Source organism: Pedobacter chitinilyticus (assembly GCF_003313385.1).
In the GTDB taxonomy this organism is placed as follows: domain Bacteria; phylum Bacteroidota; class Bacteroidia; order Sphingobacteriales; family Sphingobacteriaceae; genus Pedobacter; species Pedobacter chitinilyticus.
In genome coordinates, this window is the sequence record NZ_QMHN01000003.1 from 363,979 (window position 1) to 389,001 (window position 25,023).

Sequence of the window (25,023 nt, forward strand, 5' to 3'; positions counted from 1 at the left end):
ATTATTAAATAGCCATTATTCAAAAACCACCGTTTTGTTTCCAACCACGAAAACACGATCGTCAAATACCAATTCCAAAGCTTTACTCAACACCGATTTTTCAATTTCTCTTCCTGCAATAGCCATTTGTTTAGCACCGTAAGTATGGTTAACGTGAATCGTCTGTTGATTGATAATTGGCCCTTCATCCAAATCATCGGTCACAAAATGAGCAGTTGCTCCTATAATTTTAACCCCTCTATTAAATGCTTGATGATATGGACTAGCACCTATAAAAGCAGGCAAAAATGAGTGGTGTATATTAATAATTTGATGTTTGTATTTGGCCACAAAACTAGGAGAAATGATTCGCATAAATTTCGCCAGCACAATGTAATCTAGCTCATATTTATCCAATTGTTGAGTAATGGAATATTCAAATTCTTCCTTTGAAATATTTTCATGAGAAATATAATGAAAGGGAACATCCAACTTTTCGCAAAGTTCTTGCAGGTTCCTATAATTACCAATCACACATTTTACCTCCGCCCCTAAAGTTTTAAAATAATTTCTGATGAGAATGTCCGATAAACAGTGAAACTCTTTGGTCACCAACACGGCAATGTTCTTATCAACTTTAGGAACAACTTCTACAATTGAGTTTTTAGGAAGTGTCTTTTCTAATTCTAACCTCAAGTCTTCTGTATTTTCTAGCGCACTGCTGCATGAAATTCTAGCAAAAAAACGCTGTTCTTCCTCATCTACAAACTCACGCATAGCGATAATATTTAGTTGATGGCTTGCTAAAATGCTGGTAATGTTAGCTACCAAACCTACTTCATCCCTACATTGTATTAAAACTAAAAGCTTATTCATGAACTAAATATAGGATTTAAGTAAAACCAAATATAGGCCTCAACGTTAATTTCGTTATTTTGTATAAAATTATTTGATATGGAAATTGCTATCGTTGCACTATTAGTTATTGTTTTAATTTTCTTAGTGGTGTTAATTAGCAGAAAACCTAGTAAGGCTTCTGAGCAAGATCTTTTTTCGATTAATTTTTTAAAAGAAGAAAACCAAAAACTACAACAAGAGCTGACACAAGTTCGAGCAAACTACATTAACGAAAACAATCGTGCTACCCGTGCAGAAGAAAATTTGAAAGCACAGCGTGAAATATCACAGAAACAACAGCAAAATCTGGAAGAGCTGCAACAAAAGTTTACCTTGGAATTTTCTAATATTGCCAACAAATTATTGGATGAAAAATCGGCAAAATTTACTGCTCAAAATCAAAGCAATTTAGATCAAATCCTCAATCCACTGAAAGCAAATATCAAATCGTTTGAAGAAAAAGTTGAAAAGGTTTATCAAACAGAAGCCGCTGAAAGAAGCCAGTTAAAGGGTGTCATTTTCCAGCTAATGGATCAAAGTAAGCAAATCCAAACGGATGCAAATAACCTGACCAAGGCCTTAAAAGGTGACAATAAAAAGCAGGGAACTTGGGGTGAAATTGTATTAGAACGTGTGCTGGAAACTTCGGGACTTGTTAAAGATAGGGAATATAGCATTCAGAAAAGCTTAAATAGCGCCGAAGGCGCCCGTTTACAGCCAGATGTGATCATTAACCTGCCCGATGAAAAAAACTTGATTGTAGACGCTAAAATTTCGTTGGTTGCTTATGAAAGAATGGTGAGTGCAGAAGATGAAGAAGAAAAGCTGATCTATCTTAAACAGCACCTACTTTCCATCAAAAACCATATCGATGGTTTATCTGCTAAAAACTACCAACATTTATATGCTATCAATTCACCCGATTTTGTACTCCTATTTTTACCCATAGAAGCTTCATTTAGCGTTACCGTACAGGCAGATACCGAAATTTTCAATTATGCTTGGAACAGGAAGGTGGTTTTGGTAAGTCCAACCACGTTGTTGGCTACTTTACGCACCATTGCCAGTATTTGGAAGGTAGATAGGCAAAATAAAAATGTTTTTGAAATCGCAGAAGAAGCTGGAGCGCTTTACGATAAGTTTGTTGGCTTTTTAAATGATATGGAAAAAATAGGAAAGCATATTGAACAAACGCAAAAAGCGCATGACGATGCTTTCAAGAAACTACAATATGGTAGTGGTAATTTGATTGGAAAAGTAGAAAAAATCAAAAAATTAGGAGCAAAAACAAAATCTAACAAACATATTGATACGAAATTTCTGGATCAGGAAGAGCTATAAGCCTTCTATTAGTTTCATTAACTTTTCTTCCTGAAATTGCCTGCTAAACTCATAGATTTCTTCTTCTGTGCGATGAATACGCAAAGGTTGGTTATCAAAATGCTTATCTAAGCAATCCTTTAGCAAGTTGACAATCTCCTCTTCAGTATTGCATACAAAACCAGCATTATTATTTTTAATACTTTCTTCTAGATCTCCGTGATCATTTACAGGTAACAAAATAGGTTTTTGAAAAGCTAAATACTCATATTGTTTGGTGGTAATAATTTCTCTCCTACCACCATATTTTAAATGTAAAAACATAGCAGCGCTATACAATTCCGTATACACCTCTTCTATAGGCATTTTTGCACTGATAGAAGTGTAAGGCTCCAAGTGATAACTTCTAATCAAATCTTTAAGTTTGATCGACTCGTCTGTTCCTACAAATCTGATTTGAAAATATTGCGGTTGGATAGTGAATTGATCTATAAATTTTCTTATCGCTTTAAAAAACGTAGTATCTTGTAATTGATCATTATAAACAGAACCCAAATAAACCAGTTTAAAAGTATAAGGATGATCTTTAATTTGTTTAAAATCGATCTTTCTAAAATCATATCCATTTCTAATTACCTGTACCTGATTTTTATATTTTTCAGGAAATAGATTTCGAATAGACTCTGAAATAGTTACGATTAAATCTGCATTTTTCAGATTTCTCAATTCTCTTCTCTTCAGAAAGAATTTCCGAAGAAAAGATAGGAGTTTACTGTCCTCAATGGAAGGATAGCCAAAGACACCAGGATCTCGATAATCTAAAATTAGCTTACAACCAAATTCTTGTTTTAATGAGCTTCCTAGATTATGAATAGCAATGGATGGAAATGAGACAAAAACAACGTCATTTGGGGTAATATTGATATTAGTTTTCTTTTTGTATTTGTTAAACTCGCTACCTAAATCAAAAATCTCCTTTCCAGTGAAAAAATAGTAGGTAATCAGCAATAATTTTGCAAAACGTCTCCTTCCATTTTCCAATAGATTTTTATACAGATTATGAAAAAAACCTGGGGTATAACTTAACGGGATCTCGACGAGGCTGCCTTTGATTTTTATGGGTCTTTCAACTCTATTTTTATTACCATAAACAAAGTGTACTTCATAAGCTTGAGAGAGCGCTTCAGAAATACTTAATAACCTGTTAAATCCAGTTTGATAGGTTTCCCTACCATGATAAGAAAATACAAATATTCTCTTCAATAGTCATTGTTGTTTGGACAGGCAATATATTGAATATGAAATGATTTTATCAAATAAAATTGATTAATCGCAACTTAGTTTTTAAATGCATTCCAACCTTGTGCCTTTAATTCATGAACGACATCGGATTTTGAAATCATTTTTACACCTGAATTTTTATCGGTAATATGTCCAATAATGCTGATATCTACGTCATTCTTAAGTTTCTCGTAATCAGTCTGTTTTATGGTAAAAAGTAGCTCATAGTCTTCGCCACCATTCAATGCACAAACCGTAGGGTCTAAACCTAGTTCTCTAGCGGTTTCATAGGTTACTGGATCAATAGGCAATTTATCTTCGTAAATGGTACATCCCTTATCACTTTGATTAGTAATATGCAGAATTTCAGAAGCCAAACCGTCCGAAACATCAATCATAGCGGTAGGTTTTATCTTCAATTGAGCCAATAAATCCACTACATCTCTACGTCCTTCAGGTTTCAACTGGCGTTCTATGATATAATCTTTTCCTTCTAAGTCAGGTTGTATTTGTGGGTTTTCCAGAAAAATCTGTTTCTCACGTTCCAAAATTTGCAGACCTACATAAGCTCCACCTAAATCTCCCGAAACACAAAGTAAATCACCTTCTTGAGCACCATTTCTGTAAGTAATATCTTCCTTAGCAGCATAGCCAATACTGGTCACACTAATCACTAACCCCTGTCTACTTGTTGATGTATCTCCGCCAATTAAATCGATGTTAAACTTGTTGCAGGCCAGTTCAATGCCTTTATAAATTTCTTCTACTGCTTCCAAAGGAAATTTACTAGAAACCCCTAGTGAAACGGTAATTTGAGTGGCTACACCGTTCATGGCATAAATATCACTCAAATTTACCTGAACCGCCTTGTAGCCTAAGTGAATTAAAGGGACGTAAGATAAGTCAAAATGAACACCTTCCAATAAAAGATCTGTGGAAATTAAAGCTTGTTTGTCCTTAAAATCAAGTACAGCAGCATCATCTCCAATACCTTTCACAGAACTTTCATGCGCTAACTTAAAATTATCTGTTAAGTGTTTGATTAGACCAAATTCTCCCAACTCTTCTAATGAAGTACGCTCTTTATTTTCGAACATTATCTTTTCCTTTAATATCTGTTAAAATCCATTGCAACTCTCTGTCATAGTTGCTTATTCTATCTTGTAAGGTCGATTGTATGGCCACATCTGGAAAAACACCTCTACCCACTTCTTTTTGTTGATAAACTGGCGCCATCCTGTTTAAACCAAACCTCAAACCTAATTTACTGTTTTTCAGGGTAACTACTGGTATCCTACCAGCGGTACATTGATTTGCCCCGCCACCAGTTTCTGTACCTACAAATGTTGCCCTGTTAATTGCCTTTAAATTAGCACTTAGTAATGATGATGCAGAAAAACTAAACTCGTTAATCAACACATAAACCTTGCCTTTATAATTATCTTTTCTCGCTTTTTGCGGACTATATCCTTTCATAAAAGAAAAGAAATGACCTTCATCATCTTCATATAAATTATTATCATCGTTAAAACCAGTGAGATAATAAGTAAGTTTTTGAAAACCTGTCCCATACTTATTGGCATTAAAACGACCATTGTTGATAGGCTTATCCAAATACACAAATTCTTTATCGGTTAAATAAGCAAACAAGGCTAAACTAGCACTCAAAGTGCCACCAGGATTGTTTCTAATATCGATGACTAAATTCTTTGTTTTAGCTACATTAATACTATCAAAACATTGTTTATAAAACAGTGGAAAATTAGCGGTAGGTACCGAAAAACTTTTTATTTTCATGTACGCCACTTCTTTTTCCTTATCTAAAAACTTGAAATCAAGCTGATACTCATCATTCACCTTATTTCCTCTATGTTTGATGTAATTAGGTGCTTTTTTTACTGGTGTTTTTGCTATTTTTTTAACAGTATCGGCCTTTTTCTTTAAAGCTTCTTCTTTCTTCTTATCGTAAAACGAAATGTAGGTATTGATAACGGTAGTGTCTTTTTTCAATTTAACCGCTATACTATCCTGTTCAGCAAAATAGATCTTATAAAGTTGTGGAAAACTACGTTCAATACGTTTATTTCTCGATAGCGCGTTATAACCGTCATAACTAAAACCTGTGGAAATAATGTTGAAAATCTCTTTTGGAGCTAATCCATCTATCTCTAAAATTTCAGTACCTGTTTTAATCGTCTTATCTTTACTCTTATTGTTGATAATAATTAATTTCTCATCAACTACCGCATAAGTAAACTGTTGGAGCGGATAAATTTTATTTTTAATGGCTTCTCGTTCTTTTTTATCTTTTTGAACAACAGAAGGATATCTTAAACTTGTATGTCCACACCTAATGGCAGCAATTACTGGCGAAAGTTTCTGATAAAATTGTGCGGTAGTAAGTGGCTCATTAATGGTCTTTTTTAAACTATCAAACTTACCATCAAGCTGCTTTTTTGAAATATACCAGTATAAACCTGGATGTCCTTCCTTAAGAATTTGGTAAGAAAGATCCACATCTTTTTTTAATGCTTCTACGCTGTGCTTTTTTTCTGTAATGGTATAATTAAAATCCTTTAAAGATGAACAAGCACCAATAAAAACAGTGCTTATCAACAATAAATGTCCAAAAAAGCGTCTTTTTAACATGTTTACAAACCTAATTTTGCCGAAATCTCCAGCATTCTTTCAATAGGTTTCTTGGCTTCTACGATAATATGTTCAGGCACAGTAACTTCTGGCAAACCATTTTTCATACACAAATAAAGTTTTTCTAAAGTATTTCTTTTCATGTAAGGACAGTCGTTACAAGCACATGAATTGGTAGGAGGGGCTGGAATAAAACTTTTATCTGGATTAGCTTTCTCCATTTGGTGGATAATACCGCTTTCAGTAGCTACAATAAACTCTTTCGCATCGCTATTGATCGTATATTTCAACAATCCAGTGGTAGATCCAATATAATCAGCCATTTTCAACACTGATTCTTCACACTCTGGATGCGCAATGAACTTCGCATTTGGATGACGCTCTTTCAATTTGGTAATTTTTTCCCTAGAGAAAATTTCGTGCACCATACACGCTCCATTCCACAAAACCAGGTCTCTACCAGTTTTTTTGGCTACCCAAGCACCTAAATTTTTATCAGGACCAAAAATAATTTTCTGATCTTTTGGCAAGCTTTCCACAATTTGTACCGCATTTGTTGAGGTACAAACAATATCACTTAAAGCTTTTAGCTCTGCAGTACAATTCACGTAGGTAATTACCAAATGATCGGGATATTTTTCCTTGAATTTTTTAAACAAATGTGGTGGACAGCTATCCGCCAAAGAACATCCAGCCTTTAAATCTGGCAATAAAACCTTCTTTTCTGGTGATAAAATCTTCGCTGTTTCGGCCATAAAATGCACGCCAGCAAATACAATCACATCAGCTTCTGTTTTTGCAGCTTCCTGAGACAATCCTAAACTATCACCTATGTAATCTGCAATATCTTGTATATCAGGATCTTGGTAGTAGTGTGCTAAAATGATGGCATTCTTTTCTTTTTTTAGCTTCTCTATTTCAGCAAATAAATCCAGCGTTGGATCTATTTTTTCTTCTACGTAACCTTTTCTATTAAGTTCTTCTAAAATTTCCATTGATATGCTTTTTAGCTCCAATTAATTTTCTGTAAAGATACACAGCTTCGAACGCTCTCACAACGCTATCCACACTTCAATAGAATATAATTAATTTATTTAAATAGAATCTTATTCTTTATTAGCATGTTGAAACCGGGGAAAAAATTAGGAAGAAAAATGTTGTAAGATGAGTTTTCCCATAGTTACCAACAATTTTTATGATTTTTTATTTTAAACTTCCATTGATTTTCAATGTTATAGTTTTTACTTCATTAAATTATCAATATAGAAATGTGTATTGTTAGTAGTGTTGTTAAAAGTTGATAACCTGAGTAAACGTGCTGAAAATTATTTAAAAGATTGCTCCGAATTTGGCTTTTTACCTTAGCTTTAAACATTCAAATTTATTTGTTAGGATAATTTATACACGCAATTCACAAGCTTGTCAACGTTATCCACATACTTGTTATTATAAGTTAAAATTAATGAGAAAGGTCGATTTTTTAGTCATAGGATCTGGAATTGCAGGCTTAAGTTTTGCACTTAAAGCCGCCAAATTTGGTAAAGTGTTGATAGTGACCAAATCAAACGAAGATGAGTCGAATACAAAGTATGCCCAAGGCGGTGTAGCGGTAGTAGTTGATAAATCAGATTCCTTTGAAAAGCATATACAAGATACGTTAATAGCCGGTGATGGATTATGTGATGAAAGCATTGTGGAAATCGTGGTGAAAGAAGGACCAGAGCGTATACAAGAGATCATTGATTACGGAATTAATTTCGATAAAAATCCAGCAGGAGTATTTGATTTAGCCAAAGAAGGAGGACATTCTGAACACAGAGTGCTTCATTATAAGGATATTACTGGTTATGAAATTGAAAGTGTTTTGTTGAAGCAAATTCATCAGAATGAGAACATCGAGATATTAACGCACTACTTCTGTTTAGAGCTAATTACGCAACACCATTTGGGAAAGCATGTGGATAAGAGTAGTACAGATATCAATTGCTACGGCATATATGCCTTTAACACAGAGAGTAACAATGTGGAAAAGATATTGGCAAATGTGACCGTAATGGCTAGTGGTGGTGCAGGACATATTTATGCCAATACTACAAATCCGGTAATTGCCACTGGCGACGGTATGGCAATGGTTTACAGAGCCAAGGGAAAAGTTAGGAATATGGAATTTATTCAATTTCACCCAACAGCTTTATACCATCCTGGTGAATATCCTTCTTTTTTAATTTCTGAGGCAGTAAGAGGATTTGGTGGCGTATTACGTAGAAGAACTGGTGAAGAATTTATGTACGAATATGACGAAAGAGGCTCATTGGCTTCCCGTGATATTGTTGCCCGTGCCATTGATAATGAGATGAAAAAATCGGGTGATGACTTTGTTTATTTAGACATCACGATGAGGAGCAAAGCTGATATTCTTAAACATTTTCCTAACATTTATGCTAAGTGTTTGTCCATTGGTATTGATATGACTAAGGATTTTATTCCCGTAACACCAGCTTGTCATTATATGTGTGGAGGAGTGATGGTTGATGAAGATGGAAAATCATCTATAAATCATTTGTATGCTTGTGGAGAAGTTTCATCAACCGGATTACATGGTGCTAATCGTTTGGCTTCCAATTCATTATTAGAAGCAACAGTTTTTGCACATCGTATATTTTTATCAGCGATAGAAAATTATCAGCAGAATATTATTCCTGATGATATTCCAGAATGGAACGATAAAGGTGTGATACAATCTAATGAGGATATTTTAGTTACTCACAATTTAAGAGAAACTCAAAAAATTATGAGTGATTACGTAGGAATTGTACGTTCTGATTTCAGATTGGATAGGGCTTTGAGAAGACTTTATCTATTGTTTGAAGAAACAGAAGAATTTTATAAGAACAATAAGGTTTCGGTAAAACTTTGTGAACTACGTAATGTGATCCAGGTGGCTTATATGGTAATAAAATCTGCCATTGCTAGAAAGGAGAGTAGAGGATTGCATTATACCACGGATTACCCGAACCATGCAAAAGAATTAGTTGATACTATTATTTAAGTTTACTATCATTCCGACGATAGGAGGAATCTAAAAGAGATCCTTCGCTACGATCTGAATGACAAAATAAAAAATAAGATGCCTATAATATTGCCAGTAAAAGGAGTTAGTCCACAATTTGGAAGTGATTGTTTTATAGCACCAAACGCTACTATTGTGGGAGATGTTAAAGTTGGAAAAAACTGTTCAATTTGGTTTAATGCAGTAGTTAGGGGAGATGTTAACAGCATTACCATAGGGAGCGAAAGCAATATCCAAGATGGTGCAGTGATTCATGCAACTTACTTAAAAGCAGCTACTTTCATTGGAAATAGAGTGAATGTTGGACATAATGCCATTGTGCATGGTTGTACCGTAAAAGATAACGTATTGATTGGGATGGGAGCCATTGTAATGGACCACGCTATTATAGATGAGTATTGTATTATTGCAGCTGGATCCGTGGTATTGGAAAATACGATTTGCGAAAGCGGATACATTTATGCGGGAACTCCTGCAAAAAAAATAAAGCCCATTACTGAAGAGCAAAGGGCTTTATTGAATAAGTTACCTGATAATTATATCATGTACTCAGACTGGTTTAAGTCTTAGTTTCCTCCTGGCCGTAGCCTTTGAGCAGAAGGTATAACGGCTGGTTTTACTTCTTTTTTCTCTTTAGGTTTTGGCGTTGGGAGTGGAGCAACTGATGGAATTTTTATAATTTCAACTCTATCCCAATTTGCTCTGATAGACAGTTCTTTAGGTTCAAACCAAATGGCTTCTGGCTGTATCCCAGCTTTGATATTACCTGTATCCCAAATGCCATTTTTATTTTCATCATAAACAATCCTACCATAATATACACCCTGCTTATACTTGTTGAGTTTAACAGAAGTTTTTTTAGAGATTGGAAAACTTGAAACGATATTCTTGTCTTTGTTTACAATTTCTAGAATATAGTTTTTTGTGGTATCAGTTGGTTCTACAGTTAAGGTTAAAGTACCATAATCATTGGCATCGCCCAGGGTAAATGATTTTTTAATTTCTTTATTTTTAGCATCAAAAATAGCAGTAGCTGCATTCTCTCGCAATAATAATATATACTCTTCTTTAGCTCGCCACTTATATTTGATATGGTATTTTAACATATTGGTACTGTCTTTTTCCAAAGTAAATTTTCGTGGAATGCTATCTTCTAGTAACAATATTTTACTTTCGTCTAGATTTTTCAAAGGAAAATTAAAAGCAATTGTCAAGTCTTTAAATGGATTTAAAGAACCGCCATCTAAGTTATCAGAGATGTTAACTACACGATTGTAAGTATCCCTTTTTGATCTTGTAAACTTGGCGGTATCTAGTATTTTTCCGTTGTCTTTAATAACTACTTTGGCAGAGTCAAAAGATAAATCATTTAACCACAAGGTTACGCTATCCTTTGTTTTATTGAATTGTAACAGTTTTCCTTGATCAATATTGTTAGGAAATATGACCGTTAAGTCAGGATTTTTTAATTTTTGGTTAAAATTCATGAAAATACTTCCATCTGCATTTAATTTTCTATCAAGAAGACGGAAATCTGGCGCTAATTCTTTAAAAACACTTAAATTTAAGCTATCTATATTTTTATCTAATAAAAATGGTTCTTTGATAAATCCTATTTCATCACTTATCTGTTGATAAATCCTGTCACCACCTTTTTCTTTTAAAGCATAAATTTTATAAGTGTCCTTTTTTAAATTGTTAAGCTTAAAATTCCCACTGCTATCTGTTAAAGTAAAAATGGTTGCCCGTTTTTTTCCAAACAGACTGTCTCTAGATAGGGGTAGAATAAAAACAGTAGTTTCAATTTCTGGTTCCAAGGTAAGCGCATTGGTTACATTACCACTAATGCTTAGAGAATCTAAAGTTGGACCAGTAGCAAATGCATAGCTAAAATTCTTAAGCTCGTTACTTTCGTTAAGATCAACAATAGACTTTCCAAAGTTTAAAGTATAAGTAGTATTTTTTTCTAAAGTGTCTGGTAAAGTTATTTCTAACTTTTTCAATTTGGCTTTTAATTCTGGTGCCCTTTCTAATTCTGGAGAAATTGAAAATTCTTTAAATTCATTATTCAGTTTAACATACTCATCAAATTCGATGACGATTTTTTTTGCAGTAAAATTTGTCGTCAAATTTTCTGGAGTCATTTTAAGCACTTTTGGCGGAGTAGTATCTTTTGGCCCACCTTGAGGAGTTTGCATAGCAGCGCATCCATAAATTAAAGTAGCGAGTACGATAAGTGCTGAAAAAATGCTGTAAAAAGGATCTTTTTTGTTTTTTGCCATTTATAAGCGTTTTAATCTATTTTTACCTTTTTTGGAACCGTAATATTAAAATTTTGAGTTATGCTTTTATAACGCTTTATTTTAAGTGATATTTTTAATTAGCTAATTAACTGTAAAACAATTATTTAGCAATATGAACCATCAAAACTGAAATATCTGAGGGTGAAACGCCAGAAATTCGGGAAGCTTGCCCTAAAGTTCGTGGTTTTATCTTCAATAATTTTTCTCTAGCTTCTTTTGATAAAGATACTAAAGTGTTGTAATCAAAATCTGGATTAATTGCTTTGTCTTCCATCTTCTGCATCTTGGATACAATCTCTTGTTCTTTTTCAAAGTAGCTTTCATATTTGATTTTGATTTCTGCTTGCTCTACAGTTTCTTTGTCAAATTGATTTAGTAATTGCTCAAATGGTTCGCTTACTTTTCTTAAATCACTAATGTTTACTTGAGGTCTGCTCAATACACTAAATAACTTTACATTTTGAGTAAGGGCAGAAGTTCCTAATTTTTCTAACAACGCATTTGCCTCTGCCATTTCTATTCCTTGCTTTTTAGTAAAGGCTACAATTTCATCAGAATCTTTTACTTTCTGGTTAACGATGGCCAAGCGATCATCTCCAACTAAACCCAATTCATGTGCAATAGGAGTGAGGCGAATATCAGCGTTATCTTGCCTCAATAATAAACGGTGCTCGGCTCTAGAAGTAAACATGCGATATGGTTCTTCTGTACCTTTAGTCACTAAATCATCGATCAAAACACCAATATACGATTCAGAGCGTTTCATGATCAGTTCGTGCTTATCATTAACCTTCTGATGGGCATTAATTCCTGCTATAAACCCTTGACTAGCAGCTTCTTCATACCCAGTGGTACCATTAATTTGACCAGCAAAGAACAAATTGCTGATTAATTTGGTTTCAAGGGTCAATGATAGTTGGGTAGGAGGGAAGTAGTCGTATTCTATGGCATATCCAGGCCTAAACATCTTTGCATTTTCAAATCCAGGGATCTGCGTGAGGGCTTTATATTGCACGTCTTCTGGTAAAGAAGTAGAGAAACCATTCACGTAAATCTCACAGGTGTTCCAGCCTTCGGGTTCTACAAATATTTGGTGACGTTCTCTTTCCGCAAAACGATTTATTTTGTCTTCAATGGATGGACAATATCGTGGGCCTAAACCTTTGATTCTGCCAGTAAACATTGGGGATTTTTCGAAACCTTCCTTTAAAGTTTCATGAACTTTATCATTGGTATAAGTAATCCAACAACAGCGTTGCTCAGTAGGTAGCGATACATTTGTGTAGGAAAATCTACCTCTATCTTCGTCTCCCCACTGCTCTTCCATCAGAGAATAATTGAGCGACCGACCATCAATTCTAGGAGGAGTACCTGTTTTCATACGACCAGCTTCGAATCCTAACTCTACCAATTGCTCGGTTAATCCAGTAGCTGATTTTTCGCCAGTTCTGCCACCGCCCATTTTTTTCTCACCAATATGGATCACTCCATTTAAGAAGGTACCATTGGTAAGCACTACTGATTTTGCTTTTATTTCTACCCCTAAATTTGTTTTTACACCAACTACTGTGTTGTTTTTAACGAGAAGCGAGCTTACCATTTCCTGCCAAAAATCAATATTTGGGGTGCGTTCTAGTGCTAATCTCCATTCTTCTGCAAATCTTTTTCTATCATTTTGAGTACGAGGACTCCACATTGCAGGACCTTTGGACTTATTAAGCATCCTAAATTGAATGGTAGTTTTATCTGCAATAATACCTGAGTAGCCACCCATCGCATCTATTTCTCTAACTATTTGCCCTTTGGCTACACCACCCATTGCAGGGTTGCAACTCATTTGAGCGATAGTTTCCATATTCATCGTTATCAATAATACCGATGATCCCAAATTTGCAGCAGCAGCAGCAGCTTCACAACCAGCATGACCAGCTCCAACAACAATTACGTCGTATTCTTTAAACATATCTTTTGTGATGTTTCACGTGAAACATTTATTTTTATTCTTTTTTTGTTCTTGTTCCACGTGGAACAAGAACAAAATTTGATTATTTTTCTGAAAGTTCCATCCATCTCTCCATTTCTTTCTCGATGGTTTCGTTTATTTTTTCTATCTCTGAGGATATCTCTTGGATCTGATTATAGTCTGAAGGTTCAACTTGATTAAGTTTTGCCGTTAGATTTTTAACCTTTTCTTCGTTTTCTGCTAAAGAACTTTCTAAGTTTTTAAACTCTTGCTGTTCTTTGAAACTTAACTTTGTAGTACTTGAAGCTGGTTTATTTTCTTCTTTTTTCTCTTTTTTTACAGCGGCTTCCTTTTCTTGTTCCACAGCGTTTCTATGTTCTGAATAGTTTCCGTTAAATATTTTAACGTTTCCATTTCCTTCCATAATGAAAAGCTGATCACTCATCTTGTCAAGTAAGTATCTATCGTGTGATACCAGAACCAAAATACCAGGGAAGTTTTCTAAGAATTCCTCCAGTACATTTAAAGTGTCAATATCTAAATCATTGGTTGGTTCATCTAAAATTAAGAAGTTTGGATTCTGCATCAAAACCTTCATCAAGTGCAAACGCTTTCTTTCTCCACCACTTAATTTTTCAACCAATCCATGTTGCTTTTTTGGAGGGAATAAAAATAATGTAAGTAGGGCAGAGGCTGAGATGGTTTGTCCATCTGCCATTTTGATATATTCTGCATCAGCTTTTACTATATCTATTACTCTATCTTTCTCGTTAAAGTTTAAACCACCTTGCTTGTAATATCCAAATTTAGTGGTTTCTCCCAAGTCTACTTTTCCCTGATTTGGACTTAAGCTTCCTGTAATGATGTTTAATAAAGTAGATTTACCTGTACCGTTTTTTCCTGCTAATCCAATTCTGTCACCTCTTTTAAAAACATAGGTAAAGTCATTGATGATTTTTTTATCGTCGAAGCTTTGTTTGATGTTTTCCAATTCAAGGATTTTGTTTCCTTGCCTTGCCATCTTTACATTTAGAGTTACCTTTTGATTATCGCTTCTTTGTTTGGTTTTTTCTTCAAGATCATAAAATGCATTTTGTCTCGCTTGAGATTTTGTACCCCTTGCTTGCGGCATTCTGCGCATCCATTCGAGTTCCTTTTTTAATAGGTTTTTGTTTTTTTGAAAGGTGGCATCATCCTGAGCTTCTCTTTCAGCTTTCTTTTCTAGGAAGTAAGCGTAGTTGCCGTTGTAGGTGTATGTTTTACCTCGTTCTAACTCAACAATCGTATTGCAAATGTTGTCCAAGAAATACCTATCGTGGGTAACTAACAGTAGAGTTTTGTTTCCAGACGTTAATATTTTCTCTAACCATTCAATGGTGTCAATGTCTAAATGGTTCGTTGGCTCATCTAAAACATAAATATCTGGATCTTCAATTAGAAGTTTAGCTAGGGCTAGTCTTTTACGCTGACCACCAGATAAAGTATCTATTTTTTGTTGTAGATGGTTGATGCCCATTCTGCTTAAAATAGTTTTGATCTGGTGTTCGTATTCCCAAGCGTTATGTTCGCTTAATTCTTCATATAATCTATTGAGCTTCTTTTCGTCAGGATGTTCTTGCTCAACTAATTCTTCATATTCTCTGATCAACTGCTGTTGCTTGTTTTCTGAAGAGAAAATAAAGTCGCTAATACTTGCGTTTTCTGGAAAAGAAGGTTCTTGATCAAGAAAACCAATCCGTACGGACTTGTTCTTTACGATCTTTCCTTCCAAAGGAGCAAAGCGTTCTGCTAGTAATTTCATCAGTGTACTTTTGCCAGCGCCATTGACGCCAACAAGGGCCACACGCTGGCCTACGTTAATTCCTAACGTTAAATTTTTAAATAGCCATTCATCGTGATAGGCATGGCCAAGCCCTTCTGCTGCAATTAGTGTACTCAAGGTGATTTGAAACGAATTATATAATCAAAAATTGTAGCAAAAGTACGGATTATAAACTGCTTAATGGTTAGCAGATTAGTTGGACAAGGGTAAAATAATGCGAAAGGTTATGGACCTAAATGCAGGTACAAGTGAAAACACCTCTCTATTGACAGGAAATATGATCTGAAAGAGCGTTTGTGATGATGTGTAATTTAATTCAGATTAAACTTATCGTTCCTAATATTCATCACATTAGAAGCAAAAATAATGGAGACAATTAGTACACCGATAATGATAGCTAGAATTAATTGAAGGGTAGAATATAGATTGGTTCCCATTACAATTTTCTGAGATTCTTCTTTGAGCTGTTCACCTACTACAGTTTGTATTTTGGTGAGTTGTGAAAGCAAGCTGGAAATGGCTGTAAAAGATTGTTCGGCACTGCTGTCATATAAACTTCTGAGAGCGCTCTTGTCTAATGTTCCAGCATTCAATAAAATGTTTTTTTCCAGAACTTTATTTTCAAGCAGTTTAACTTTTAGTTCAGTTAAATGATTTTTTTCGTTCTTCACTAAAAAGGTCTTTTCATACTTCGCTAAAAGCGTGTCAATTTCCTTGTCGTAACGTTTTAATTTGTTGTTTAATTGCTGGGGGCTGAGCTTATTTTTATCACTATAAACAAAAGTTTCCAATAGAAAGCGCTTGGCATATAGCTTTTCGGAGATGTAGAAAATATCTGTGGCAGGAACTAACCTGTCGTTGTAAAGCGATGAAAAAGCCTTTTCCATGTTCTTAATACTTCTGTCTTCCAGTACTCGGATCAGAATTGTACAAGCCATAATTAGGAAAAGTAAGAAGGCTATTTTGGTTTTTTGCTTTAGGGAATACGCTATTTTCATATTTGGTTGAAATAAAAATAACTCCCAATATAGCCATTTTTCTAGAGCTTTATCCTCTTTCTTTTTTGGAGGCTCAATAGATTTTCGAAAAGGTGTAAAAAAAGAAAAGCGGGCATCCACCCGCTTGATTAACTAAAACTAAACTAAATTTATATGTGTGTATATGAATTTTAAAACAAGGTCAAAATGTCTTCAGTAGGCAAGGTGCCGGTTACTGATTGTTTTTGAGCTACTGCAGTATTTTTAGATTGAATGCTGCTATTTTCTGCGGTGAATTTTTCAGAGCTTAAAGAAGCCAGGCTACCAATTACTGCATTGTAATCTGTGGTTGATCCGCTTAAGTTTAAGCTAGCTTTGTCGTTTACTTTAGCAAATAAATCAACGGTGTTGGTGTTTAAAGTTGCTTTGGCTTGATCTTTTAAATTAACCTCTAAGCTTAAAGCACTGAATTTGCCGCTTGTTTTTACTACAGCTTTATCGCTAGCGGTAATTTCATTCAATTGACTGGCGTAAACAACCACTGTTAAAGTTTCTTTGTCGAAAGAGCTAATTCTCAATTCACCATCTTTCTCTTGTACCAATGCATTCTTCGCATAATAGTTGTCGTAAACTTGTACGCTCGGGTTAGCACTTTGAACCAAAATAACTTCTACATTACCAGAAACATTTAGCTTGTTGAAGTTTTTTACGGTACTTAATACAGTTACTTTTTTTGCTTCTTTAGCATTTACAAAAGCTGGAGCACTTGCACTGATAGCTACTGTTAAGATGGCTGCGAATAGATTTTTGATAGCGGTTTTCATATTGTGTGTTTTTTATATCGTTATTTAATTTTCTTTGTTTTTGTAAACTGGTTACATCTATAAGACCTCCAAACCCTAAAAAGGTTGCACGCTAACTCGCTGTTTTATACCATCACAAGTAAAGTTTCGACCAACGGGTGTAATTTTTCGACCAACGGGAGATGTCAAAAATTAAAAATTTAGCTCAAGACCGAGAAAAATGACAAATCTGCCATGAATATCATCGCAACCCGCTAACTTTGGCTTCGGTTTTAAATAAAATTTATCATCGTGAAAATATTAGCCACCATTTTTACTGCTTTAGCCCTCATTGGCCATCAGCCTAACGGAGAAGAAAAGCCGTTAAAGTCTCAATTATATGTTTCTAACCATGAAAATGTTTTGGGGACTTCTTTGGAATTTAAAATCTTAAGTACTTCAGAAATAGAAGTAACTAAGGCGGAACAGGCGGCTTTGAAGGAAATCAATAGACTTTCGGATATTTTCAGCGGCTACAATAACAACAGTGAGTTTAGCAGATGGATGAAAAGTGAGCTGAACAAACCCGTAAAAGTTTCAAAGGAGCTTTTTGAAATGTTAAATTTATTTGAACAATGGAAACAGCAAACTCACGGTGCTTTGGATCCTTCGGTGGCCATCGCAAGTAAGCTTTGGCATGAAGCGGCTTTGAAGCAAAATAATCCTTCAAAAGCATCACTTAGAGAGATGATTTCAAAAATGCAGAACAAACATTACCTACTAAATGCAGCTGACTTAACGGCAACGAGGTTAGATCAGGTTCCTTTGGTGATGAATTCTTTTGCTAAAAGTTATATCATTAACAAAGCTTGTGATGCTGCACTAGCGACAGGAAATGTTGAAAATGTGGTGGTGAATATTGGTGGTGATTTGGTAACAAAGGGCAGCGATACAGATTTAATTCACGTCACCAATCCTTTGGAAAATGCAGAAAACGATGCGCCACTTGCCAAGCTTTTGGTGAAAAATAAAGCGGTAGCCACAAGTGGAAATTATCGTAGGGGAGAGCAGATTGGTAAAAACTGGTATTCACACATTATTGATCCAAGGACAGCGAAGCCAGTAGCCGAAATCATTAGCGCTACCGTAATTGCAGAAAATGCAGTTGATGCTGGCGCCTTAGCCACTGCATTTAATATTCTGACATTAAAAGAAAGCAAAGCATTGGCAGAGAAATCAGATGCTGCATATCTGATTGTAACTAAAGAGGGCAAAGTAGTGACGAGCCAAAATTGGAGTGAATATGTAGCGCCAAACAAAGTAAAGGAGATTAAAGAAGTAACGAAATCTGCTTATGCGGAGAACCAGAAATTATGGGATCCTAAGTTTGAATTGACCATCAATTTTAAATTCAACGTTATTGAGGACAATAGTCACCGACCTTATGCGGCAATTTGGGTAGAAAATGAAAAACGCGAATCGGTTAGGAATTTGGCTTTATGGTACAGAAAAACCAACTGGATTCCTGATTTGAGAAACTGGTACCGTATTAATGGAGAACGTTTTAAAGCGGATAAAGATAATTATGCGTCGGTAACTGGAGCTACCCGAAACCCAGGAAGCTATACGATAAAGTGGGATGGAAAAGATGATAAGGGAAATTATGTGCCGCAGGGAAAATATACGGTGATTATTGAAACGGCAAAAGAGCACGGAACTAATGAAATCATTCGTCAGGTGCTAGATTTGAAGAAAGCTCCAATTAAGGCAACCAACACTGGTAACGTAGAAGTTTCTGCGGCAAATTTTGAGTTTGGTAAAAAGAAATAGTTAAGATTTGAGTACAAAAAAGACAAAACCAGGACGCGCTAAAAAAGACTTCGCTAAATTATCTCGCTGGTTGCATATCTACCTTTCGATGGTAAGCTTTGCCATTGTGCTGTTTTTTTCCTTTACGGGTTTAACGCTTAATCATCCGACCTGGTTTGGAGCTGAAAAACAGGTTGAAGAAAAGCATAAAGGGAAGTTGAATGTGCAGTGGGTAAATCAGCCTGATACCAATAAAATTGCCAAACTGGAAATTGTGGAGTTTCTGCGAAGCAAATACAAATTGAAGGGTGCAGTCAGCGATTTTAGGATAGAAGACTACGATGTGAGCATCACTTTTAAAGGCCCTGCTTATTCGGCAGATGTCTTCATCGATCGTGAAAAAGGAGATTATGAGGTTACCGAAATCAAAAAAGGAATAGTTGCGGTTTGGAATGATTTACACAAAGGCAGAGATTCAGGAAGTGGATGGAGTTGGGTGATTGATGTTTCCGCTATTTTCCTCATCATCGTTTCTTTAACAGGGTTGATCTTGTTGCTGTTCATCAAAAAGAAACGGATTTCGGGAATTGTTACCGCTATTTTAGGGATCGTTTTAAGCTATCTGATTTATTTGATTTTTGTGCCTTAGGGCAATTTAAAGACTTACGAAGTTTCAAAAACATCGTAAGTCTGAAAGAAAATATAGATTCTTCGTTTCATTCAGAATGACAGGGAGGGCAGAAAACTGATCCTACAAATTCAATTCCTTTGCTTTTTTCATCACGTTGTTGGTTAACACAATCAAATCAGTGTCAAAGCCATCCTCGCCACTTCTAGAATTCAATAAAATTGCAGCACTATATTCTGTACCATAAATCCAGAAAGTCGCAGTGCCTATCAAGTTTCCGCCATGATAAAAACCTTCAAATAATGAATGGCCAGTACGCCAGCCCAAAGTATAATTTGCCACAGGCGATTTGGTAAACATTAACGTTCTGGTCGCAGCATTGATAATATCTGGTTTAATAGTGCCGCCATCAACCGAATACAAAACCTTGAAAAGATTATCGGTATTGATGGATACGCCACCAGCGGCTTTGTAAACTTCTACATTATTGCCATAGGCAGTAGAACTTCCCTGAGGATAACAAATAACCTCTTTGGCTCGTCTGGCTGTAGGCGAAGAAGAAGTAAGGTTGACTACGATACCCGCTGGGGCATAAATTTCCTTTAAATAAGCGCCATATTCCTTACCAGAAACCACCTCAATGATTTTTCCAAGTACTCCATAACCCAAATTGTAGTAGTAATAAACCGTTCCAGGCTCATTCTGTGCTGAATTAAGCATGGTTTGGATTTTTTGATCTAAGGTAGTTCCTGCGCTACTGGTGAACATCGGATCACCACTATAACCAGCGGTATGCTCTAGCAGGTGTTTTACGGTTACTTTCGCTGATTTCGGGCCTACGGTAGGGAAGGAAGCTTTTAAGATCCCTGTGGGGCCAAAAACAAGGTCGTGCAGCCCTATTTTGCCTTGCTGTATTAATGTCATGATGGCAATAGACGTATGTTGCTTGGTCATGGAGGCCAACCTGAACTCATAGTCTGATCGGGCTCGTTCTTTTGCGTCAACGTCGGCAAAACCTGCAGCATTTTTATAAACGAGGTCTTCAATGCTATTTTTACCAATGGCGTAAGAAGCCGCAGGGATGTTGTATTTTTCAATGAATGGATAAATCATGGCATCAATTTCCTTAATGCCCACTTGCGCCAAAATAGTATAGGTAGAAGTAGCACCGTTTTCGGCAGTAACCACCGCAGTAAGGGTTTTGCTCAAATCTAAATTTCCTGCATTATTAACTAAGGTTACGCCATCGACTTTGATGGTCGCTTTATTGGAAAGTGCAAAATTGACTTTTACATTGGTCAAATTAGAATTTAGCGGAATTGTGATGTAAATTTTGGTGGTGCTTTTGTAGAAATAACCATCGCCTGAAATGTTTGCATTTTTAGATTTTAGAATACTGATATTGGTGATTTCTTTAGCGGTTGATAGCTCCGTTGGATTGGTTGGTTTTCCTGGATTTTCAGGAACTGGATCATTTTTTTTGGAACAAGAGGCCAGTACCGCAATGAACAAGGTAAGCATCAGGCAAAATTTTGCCCTTTCTCTCAGAGAGGTCATCATCTTCATAATTCTAAATGGTTTGGTTTAGGTTGTTGCTTACAATTGCAGCACGAAAGCGCATTAATAATTTGTAAATCAAGCTATTTTAGAAAAAATACTGCAAAAAACCTAATTTAAAATTTCAAAGTGGCGATAATCCTGCAAAAACAAGAATTTAGGAGGAAAAGGGAATAATAGTTTAGCGCTTATTTAGGTAAAAATCTTCCTTAGCGGTCATCTCTATCTTGGCTTTTTGGGTTTTGTCTCTATAGCCTAGCAAATGCAGCGTGCCGTGAACGATAATGCGGCACAACTCATCATGAGTAGACACTTTATTTTGTTTTGCATTATCCTTTACTCGGTCTATGCTGATAAAAATATCTCCTAAAATCATTTTAAGCTCCTCTGAGTTGTCAAAAGTGATGACATCGGTATAATAGTCATGCTGAAGAAAATCTTGGTTTACACGCAGTAAATATTCGTCGGAACAAAAAATAAAGTTCAATTCATTCAAAGCGTAGCCTTCATTGGTAATAGTCTCGGTGATCCATTTTCTGATGGCTGTTTTTCCTTTGAGGTTATAGTTGGTTTCTTCTGTAAAGAAATTGATTTTTGACATGCGGGTAAGTTAAAAGGCAAAAGTAAAAATTCAAAACGGATAGTTTTCGAAGTACTGACGAGGAAGCTACTTTTTAGTTGAATTTAGCAATCTGAAATATTCGGCTACTTTGTTTTTATAGTAGTAATTGAGGTTAGGTGGAAGCTTTTGAATCAGCTCACTTTCGCTTTGCATACTTTTGTTGAACTTCTCCAACATTTGCTGATAGGATGGAGGGAATTGTTTTGCTGCATTGCTTTCTCGTTTCGAATCCTGATCCTGTTCCCGCTGCGCTTTTTCGGCATCTAACATTTTAACCATTAAATTTTTTTGTCTTCTAAGGGTTTCTTGGGTAATCCGTTTATTCACCAAATCCAATTCAGATTGCTTCATTTCCTGTATCGCTTGGTTCAAATTGCCCATGGCACCTTTGCCATCTTTATTATCTTCCTTGTTGATTTTTTCCAAGGCTTCCCTAATCATTTGCTGTTGTTGGGCCATTTTGGCAAACTCTTGGCTCATTTGTCCTTTTGGTACCGAACCCTGATTGCCCTCACGTTCCATTTTATCCTTGGCCTGCTGCATGTTTTTATTCAACTGCTCCTGCATTTGCTGCAATTGTTGCATGCCTTGCTTCTGTTTGCCTTTTCCGCCTTTGGCGTTTTTCATGGCATTTTGCAATTGTTCCAAAGCTTCGTTGAGCATTAGCGCTAAATTGTTGAGCGAGGTCATGGCGAACTGTTGCGAACGGTTGGCTTCTCCAGTTCTTCTATCACCCAAAAAATCGATGGCTTTGCCGATATTAAAGTTGATTTTTTCAACTTCCGTATTCACGGTACTTTCTATTTGCGGAACCCTTTTGCTCAACGAAAAAAGACTGTCGGCAATGGTTTTCATATTGTCCCGTATCATGTTTTGCTTTTGTGCTTGTTGCACATAAGCAGGATCAGAAGCACCCATTTTGCGGAACGACTCCATTACCTTTTCTTGCTCGAATGACGTACTTAGCAGGTTTTCCAACAACTTGCGAAGTTCTTGTGCATTCACCTTGTCTTCCTGCTCGGCGCCAGCTTGCTGCTGCTCTTGCATTTGTTGGGCTAATTGCTGCATTTGCTGGGCGGCCTGTTGTTGTTTTTCAGAAGCTTTTTGCTTGTTGTTCTGGTCAAGCTGCTCTTTACTTTCCTGTTGGTTTTTCTCGATTTGATTAGTTTCCTTTTCAGGGTTTTTGTAATCATTTGGACGCTCTAAGGCCTGATTTTTTTTGTCCAGCTCTTGTAGTTCTTTTTTCAGATCCTTAAAATCTTTGTTGAGCTGGTCTTGTTTTTCTTTAATATCTTGAGAAGAAGCGTTTTTGTCTTTGCTTTGTTCCGACAAGTCTTTTTGCTGCTTGGCCATTTCGTTCAAGCGGTCAATTTTGTTTTGCAAATTCTGCTCAAACTCCAATTGTTTGTAAAGCTCAAGAATACGATCCAATTCATTTTTTACCGATTTGTTGTCCATTTGCATTTTTGAAAGCTCGTTGCGGGTTTGATCCTTATTGTTTCGGTCCATCAGCTGCTGAAGCTTTTGCAAAAGTTCCTTTGTTTTTTCGTCTAAAACATTCTTGAAGAGATCATCTATTTTTTTCTGTTTTTCTTTAAGCTCTTCATTAAGTACATTGTTTTCCTGCTTGTCAAAATTATTTTTTTCATTTTGAGCTTTGATGTCCTTTACCGCTTCGTCTAACTGTTTTTGTTTATCCAGTAATTGCTCAATCTGTTTTTTATCTTCAAAATTAAGCTGCTTTTTTTCCAGTAGGCTTTCGCTCAATTTTTTACTTTCTTTTTCGATGGTGTTCGCCAGTTTAATGGTCTGCTCCATTTTTTGTTTTAGCGATTGACTCCCTTCGGCTAATTTTTCAGCAATTTGTTGCTGAGTAGGGGCTTGGTAGGTCTTAATTTCAGAGCGGGTAACTTTTGCACCGTTTACGCCATCATTATCAGCAATTTCAAAGAAATATTCGATGCTTTGTCCTGGCTTAACATTGAGTTCATTTAGGTTCCAAAAATGAAAAAAGGTGTTCTCGGTCTGGTTATTTTTAAGGGCAAGGGTTTTTGAGCCTTGGGCTACTACTTTGTTCTGCTCCTTGATTTGATACTTGAATTTTAGCGATGAAAAACCGTAGTCATCGTTTACCACACCGTTAAAATAGAGGGCTTTGCTGCTTAAGCTATCTGGCGTTTCGGTTACCGAAATGGTTGGATATTGATCTACAATAACGGTCAGTTGATGGCTCAATGAATCTCGCAGGCTTACGTATTTATTTTTGGGTACAATTTGGTAATTCCCGTTTGTTTTGATGGTGGCAGTAAAGCTCGCTTGATTATCTTCAACCAACAGCTGATGTGCTTTTTGCTGAAGAATAAAACTGATTTCCTCGCTGTTTTCGGTCTTTAGTTTCCAACTCACTTTTGTGCCTTCGGGGATCAATAAATCACCCACATTGGGCACTTCTTCTGATTTTCTATGGAGATAAGCTGGATAAGTTAAAGTGGCACTCAAATGGAGCAAAGAGGGGCGAGGTTTTACACTAACGGTATGGCTGGCAGAACTAAATCCGCCGCCAGAAAAACGGATAGCCTTATCTTTTTGAATGTTCTTGAAAGTATGGCTAAAATGACTGATATCCTGCTTTTCTAATTTATAGCTGTTCACTCCATCTTCCAAATAAATATCCTGTGGAAATTCGTCACCCGTTAGTTTAAGCTTAATGGTTAAATCATCACCCTGTGTCACATTTAAATGATTGTTTTCTACCACAAACTGGAATGGGGCTTGAGGCAATACCTCCTGATTATAGCGGATAAAACTACTGGTTCCTTCTCTTAAAATGGCAGGCGCCAAAATGCCAATCAGTAAAATGATGGCCAAGGGAAGTGCAATGTATTTGATGTGTTTTTTATTGTCGCCCAAATTAATGGCGGTAGAAAAGGGGATGGGTTTTAGCTCATTTATTTTTTGATCTATACCTGCTAAAATGAGCGCACTGTTTTGTGGCGAACTGTCGGCCAGTTCTTTTAGTTGTAAAGTATTCAGTAATCTATCCTTAACATTAAAGAAATGATTTCCAATTAAATTTGCAGCATCTTCTAGTCCTATGGTTTTACTGAGTTTGAAATAAGAGAGTGCGGGTTTAATAATCCATAGGGCTATTGCGAGTAATGAAACGGCAATAAAAGAGAAGAACAGAAGCGTTTTGGTAGAGATGCTTGGATAGGTATAAAAAATCCAAACGAAAAGACAGAGATACAGGCTTAAAATAAGTGCAGCGGCATATATACTTCCCCGCAAAAGTTTATTAAGGTAAAACTTTCGGGTGAACTCATTGATTTTTGATATAAGTAAGCTGTAGTTATTGCCCATTATC

18 protein-coding genes are annotated in these 25,023 nt (G+C 35.9%); 5 read left to right on the plus strand and 13 right to left on the minus strand.

All coding sequences use genetic code 11. From position 1 onward, the window contains the following. Positions 1-15: 15 nt before the first annotated feature. A complete protein-coding gene (purU, locus tag DUT70_RS11830) occupies positions 16-855 on the minus strand; it encodes a formyltetrahydrofolate deformylase (RefSeq protein ID WP_113647539.1) in 840 nt (279 codons plus the stop codon). A 78-nt stretch (positions 856-933) separates the two neighbouring features. On the opposite strand from purU, the gene DUT70_RS11835 reads away from it, so the two are divergent. Further along, complete coding sequence (locus tag DUT70_RS11835; protein WP_113647540.1) at positions 934-2,217, plus strand: DNA recombination protein RmuC; 1,284 nt, start codon at positions 934-936, stop codon at positions 2,215-2,217. Here the strand turns inward: DUT70_RS11835 and DUT70_RS11840 are convergent. From DUT70_RS11840 to nadA, 4 genes are all read right to left on the minus strand, one after another. Next, complete coding sequence (locus DUT70_RS11840; RefSeq protein WP_113647541.1) at positions 2,212-3,459, minus strand: glycosyltransferase family protein; 1,248 nt, start codon at positions 3,457-3,459, stop codon at positions 2,212-2,214. The genes DUT70_RS11835 and DUT70_RS11840 overlap by 6 nt on opposite strands. A gap of 74 nt (positions 3,460-3,533) precedes the next feature. After that, entirely contained in the window at positions 3,534-4,574 is a 1,041-nt protein-coding gene (gene thiL, locus DUT70_RS11845) for a thiamine-phosphate kinase (RefSeq protein ID WP_113647542.1), read from the minus strand. Beyond that, positions 4,561-6,126 carry a S41 family peptidase gene (locus DUT70_RS11850; RefSeq protein WP_113647543.1) on the minus strand — a complete coding sequence of 522 codons (1,566 nt, stop codon included), beginning with the start codon at positions 6,124-6,126 and terminating at the stop codon, positions 4,561-4,563. Before DUT70_RS11850 ends, thiL begins: the two co-directional genes overlap by 14 nt. Before the next feature lie 2 nt (positions 6,127-6,128). Next, positions 6,129-7,121 (minus strand): quinolinate synthase NadA, encoded by a 993-nt coding sequence (gene nadA, locus DUT70_RS11855; protein ID WP_113647544.1) that lies wholly within the window; start codon positions 7,119-7,121, stop codon positions 6,129-6,131. Between the two features lie 467 nt (positions 7,122-7,588). Between nadA and nadB the strand changes: the two genes are divergently transcribed. Both nadB and DUT70_RS11865 read left to right on the plus strand, forming a co-directional pair. Beyond that, positions 7,589-9,175 carry an L-aspartate oxidase gene (gene nadB, locus DUT70_RS11860; protein ID WP_113647545.1) on the plus strand — a complete coding sequence of 529 codons (1,587 nt, stop codon included), beginning with the start codon at positions 7,589-7,591 and terminating at the stop codon, positions 9,173-9,175. A gap of 78 nt (positions 9,176-9,253) precedes the next feature. Then, a complete protein-coding gene (locus DUT70_RS11865) occupies positions 9,254-9,766 on the plus strand; it encodes a gamma carbonic anhydrase family protein (RefSeq protein ID WP_113647546.1) in 513 nt (170 codons plus the stop codon). Here the strand turns inward: DUT70_RS11865 and DUT70_RS11870 are convergent. The 5 genes from DUT70_RS11870 to DUT70_RS11890 all read right to left on the minus strand — a co-directional run bounded on the left by DUT70_RS11870 (position 9,763) and on the right by DUT70_RS11890 (position 17,085). Then, positions 9,763-11,478, minus strand: coding sequence for an Ig-like domain-containing domain (locus tag DUT70_RS11870; protein WP_113647547.1), 1,716 nt, complete (start codon positions 11,476-11,478; stop codon positions 9,763-9,765). The genes DUT70_RS11865 and DUT70_RS11870 overlap by 4 nt on opposite strands. A 121-nt stretch (positions 11,479-11,599) precedes the next feature. Beyond that, positions 11,600-13,462: a tRNA uridine-5-carboxymethylaminomethyl(34) synthesis enzyme MnmG gene (gene mnmG, locus DUT70_RS11875; RefSeq protein WP_113647548.1), complete on the minus strand. Its 1,863-nt coding sequence runs from the start codon at positions 13,460-13,462 to the stop codon at positions 11,600-11,602. Between the two features lie 82 nt (positions 13,463-13,544). After that, positions 13,545-15,401 carry an ABC-F family ATP-binding cassette domain-containing protein gene (locus DUT70_RS11880; protein WP_113647549.1) on the minus strand — a complete coding sequence of 619 codons (1,857 nt, stop codon included), beginning with the start codon at positions 15,399-15,401 and terminating at the stop codon, positions 13,545-13,547. Between the two features lie 194 nt (positions 15,402-15,595). Continuing rightward, on the minus strand, positions 15,596-16,282 hold the full coding sequence (locus tag DUT70_RS11885; RefSeq protein ID WP_128353355.1) for an MCP four helix bundle domain-containing protein: 687 nt from the start codon (positions 16,280-16,282) through the stop codon (positions 15,596-15,598). Between the two features lie 170 nt (positions 16,283-16,452). Continuing rightward, the gene (locus tag DUT70_RS11890; protein WP_113647551.1) at positions 16,453-17,085 is read right to left on the minus strand and encodes a GIN domain-containing protein; all 633 of its coding nucleotides are present in this window, start codon (positions 17,083-17,085) and stop codon (positions 16,453-16,455) included. A 270-nt stretch (positions 17,086-17,355) separates the two neighbouring features. On the opposite strand from DUT70_RS11890, the gene DUT70_RS11895 reads away from it, so the two are divergent. Continuing rightward, on the plus strand, positions 17,356-18,873 hold the full coding sequence (locus tag DUT70_RS11895; RefSeq protein ID WP_113647552.1) for a DUF2271 domain-containing protein: 1,518 nt from the start codon (positions 17,356-17,358) through the stop codon (positions 18,871-18,873). A gap of 7 nt (positions 18,874-18,880) precedes the next feature. Beyond that, on the plus strand, positions 18,881-19,501 hold the full coding sequence (locus tag DUT70_RS11900; RefSeq protein ID WP_113647553.1) for a PepSY-associated TM helix domain-containing protein: 621 nt from the start codon (positions 18,881-18,883) through the stop codon (positions 19,499-19,501). Positions 19,502-19,603: 102 nt separating this feature from the next. Here the strand turns inward: DUT70_RS11900 and DUT70_RS11905 are convergent, their stop codons facing one another. The 3 genes from DUT70_RS11905 to DUT70_RS11915 form a co-directional block, all read right to left on the minus strand. Further along, positions 19,604-21,046 carry a serine hydrolase domain-containing protein gene (locus DUT70_RS11905; RefSeq protein ID WP_113647554.1) on the minus strand — a complete coding sequence of 481 codons (1,443 nt, stop codon included), beginning with the start codon at positions 21,044-21,046 and terminating at the stop codon, positions 19,604-19,606. 172 nt (positions 21,047-21,218) lie between these two features. Continuing rightward, complete coding sequence (gene ybeY, locus DUT70_RS11910) at positions 21,219-21,638, minus strand: rRNA maturation RNase YbeY (protein ID WP_113647555.1); 420 nt, start codon at positions 21,636-21,638, stop codon at positions 21,219-21,221. A gap of 66 nt (positions 21,639-21,704) precedes the next feature. Next, on the minus strand, positions 21,705-25,019 hold the full coding sequence (locus DUT70_RS11915; RefSeq protein WP_113647556.1) for a DUF4175 family protein: 3,315 nt from the start codon (positions 25,017-25,019) through the stop codon (positions 21,705-21,707). Positions 25,020-25,023 lie beyond the last annotated feature (4 nt).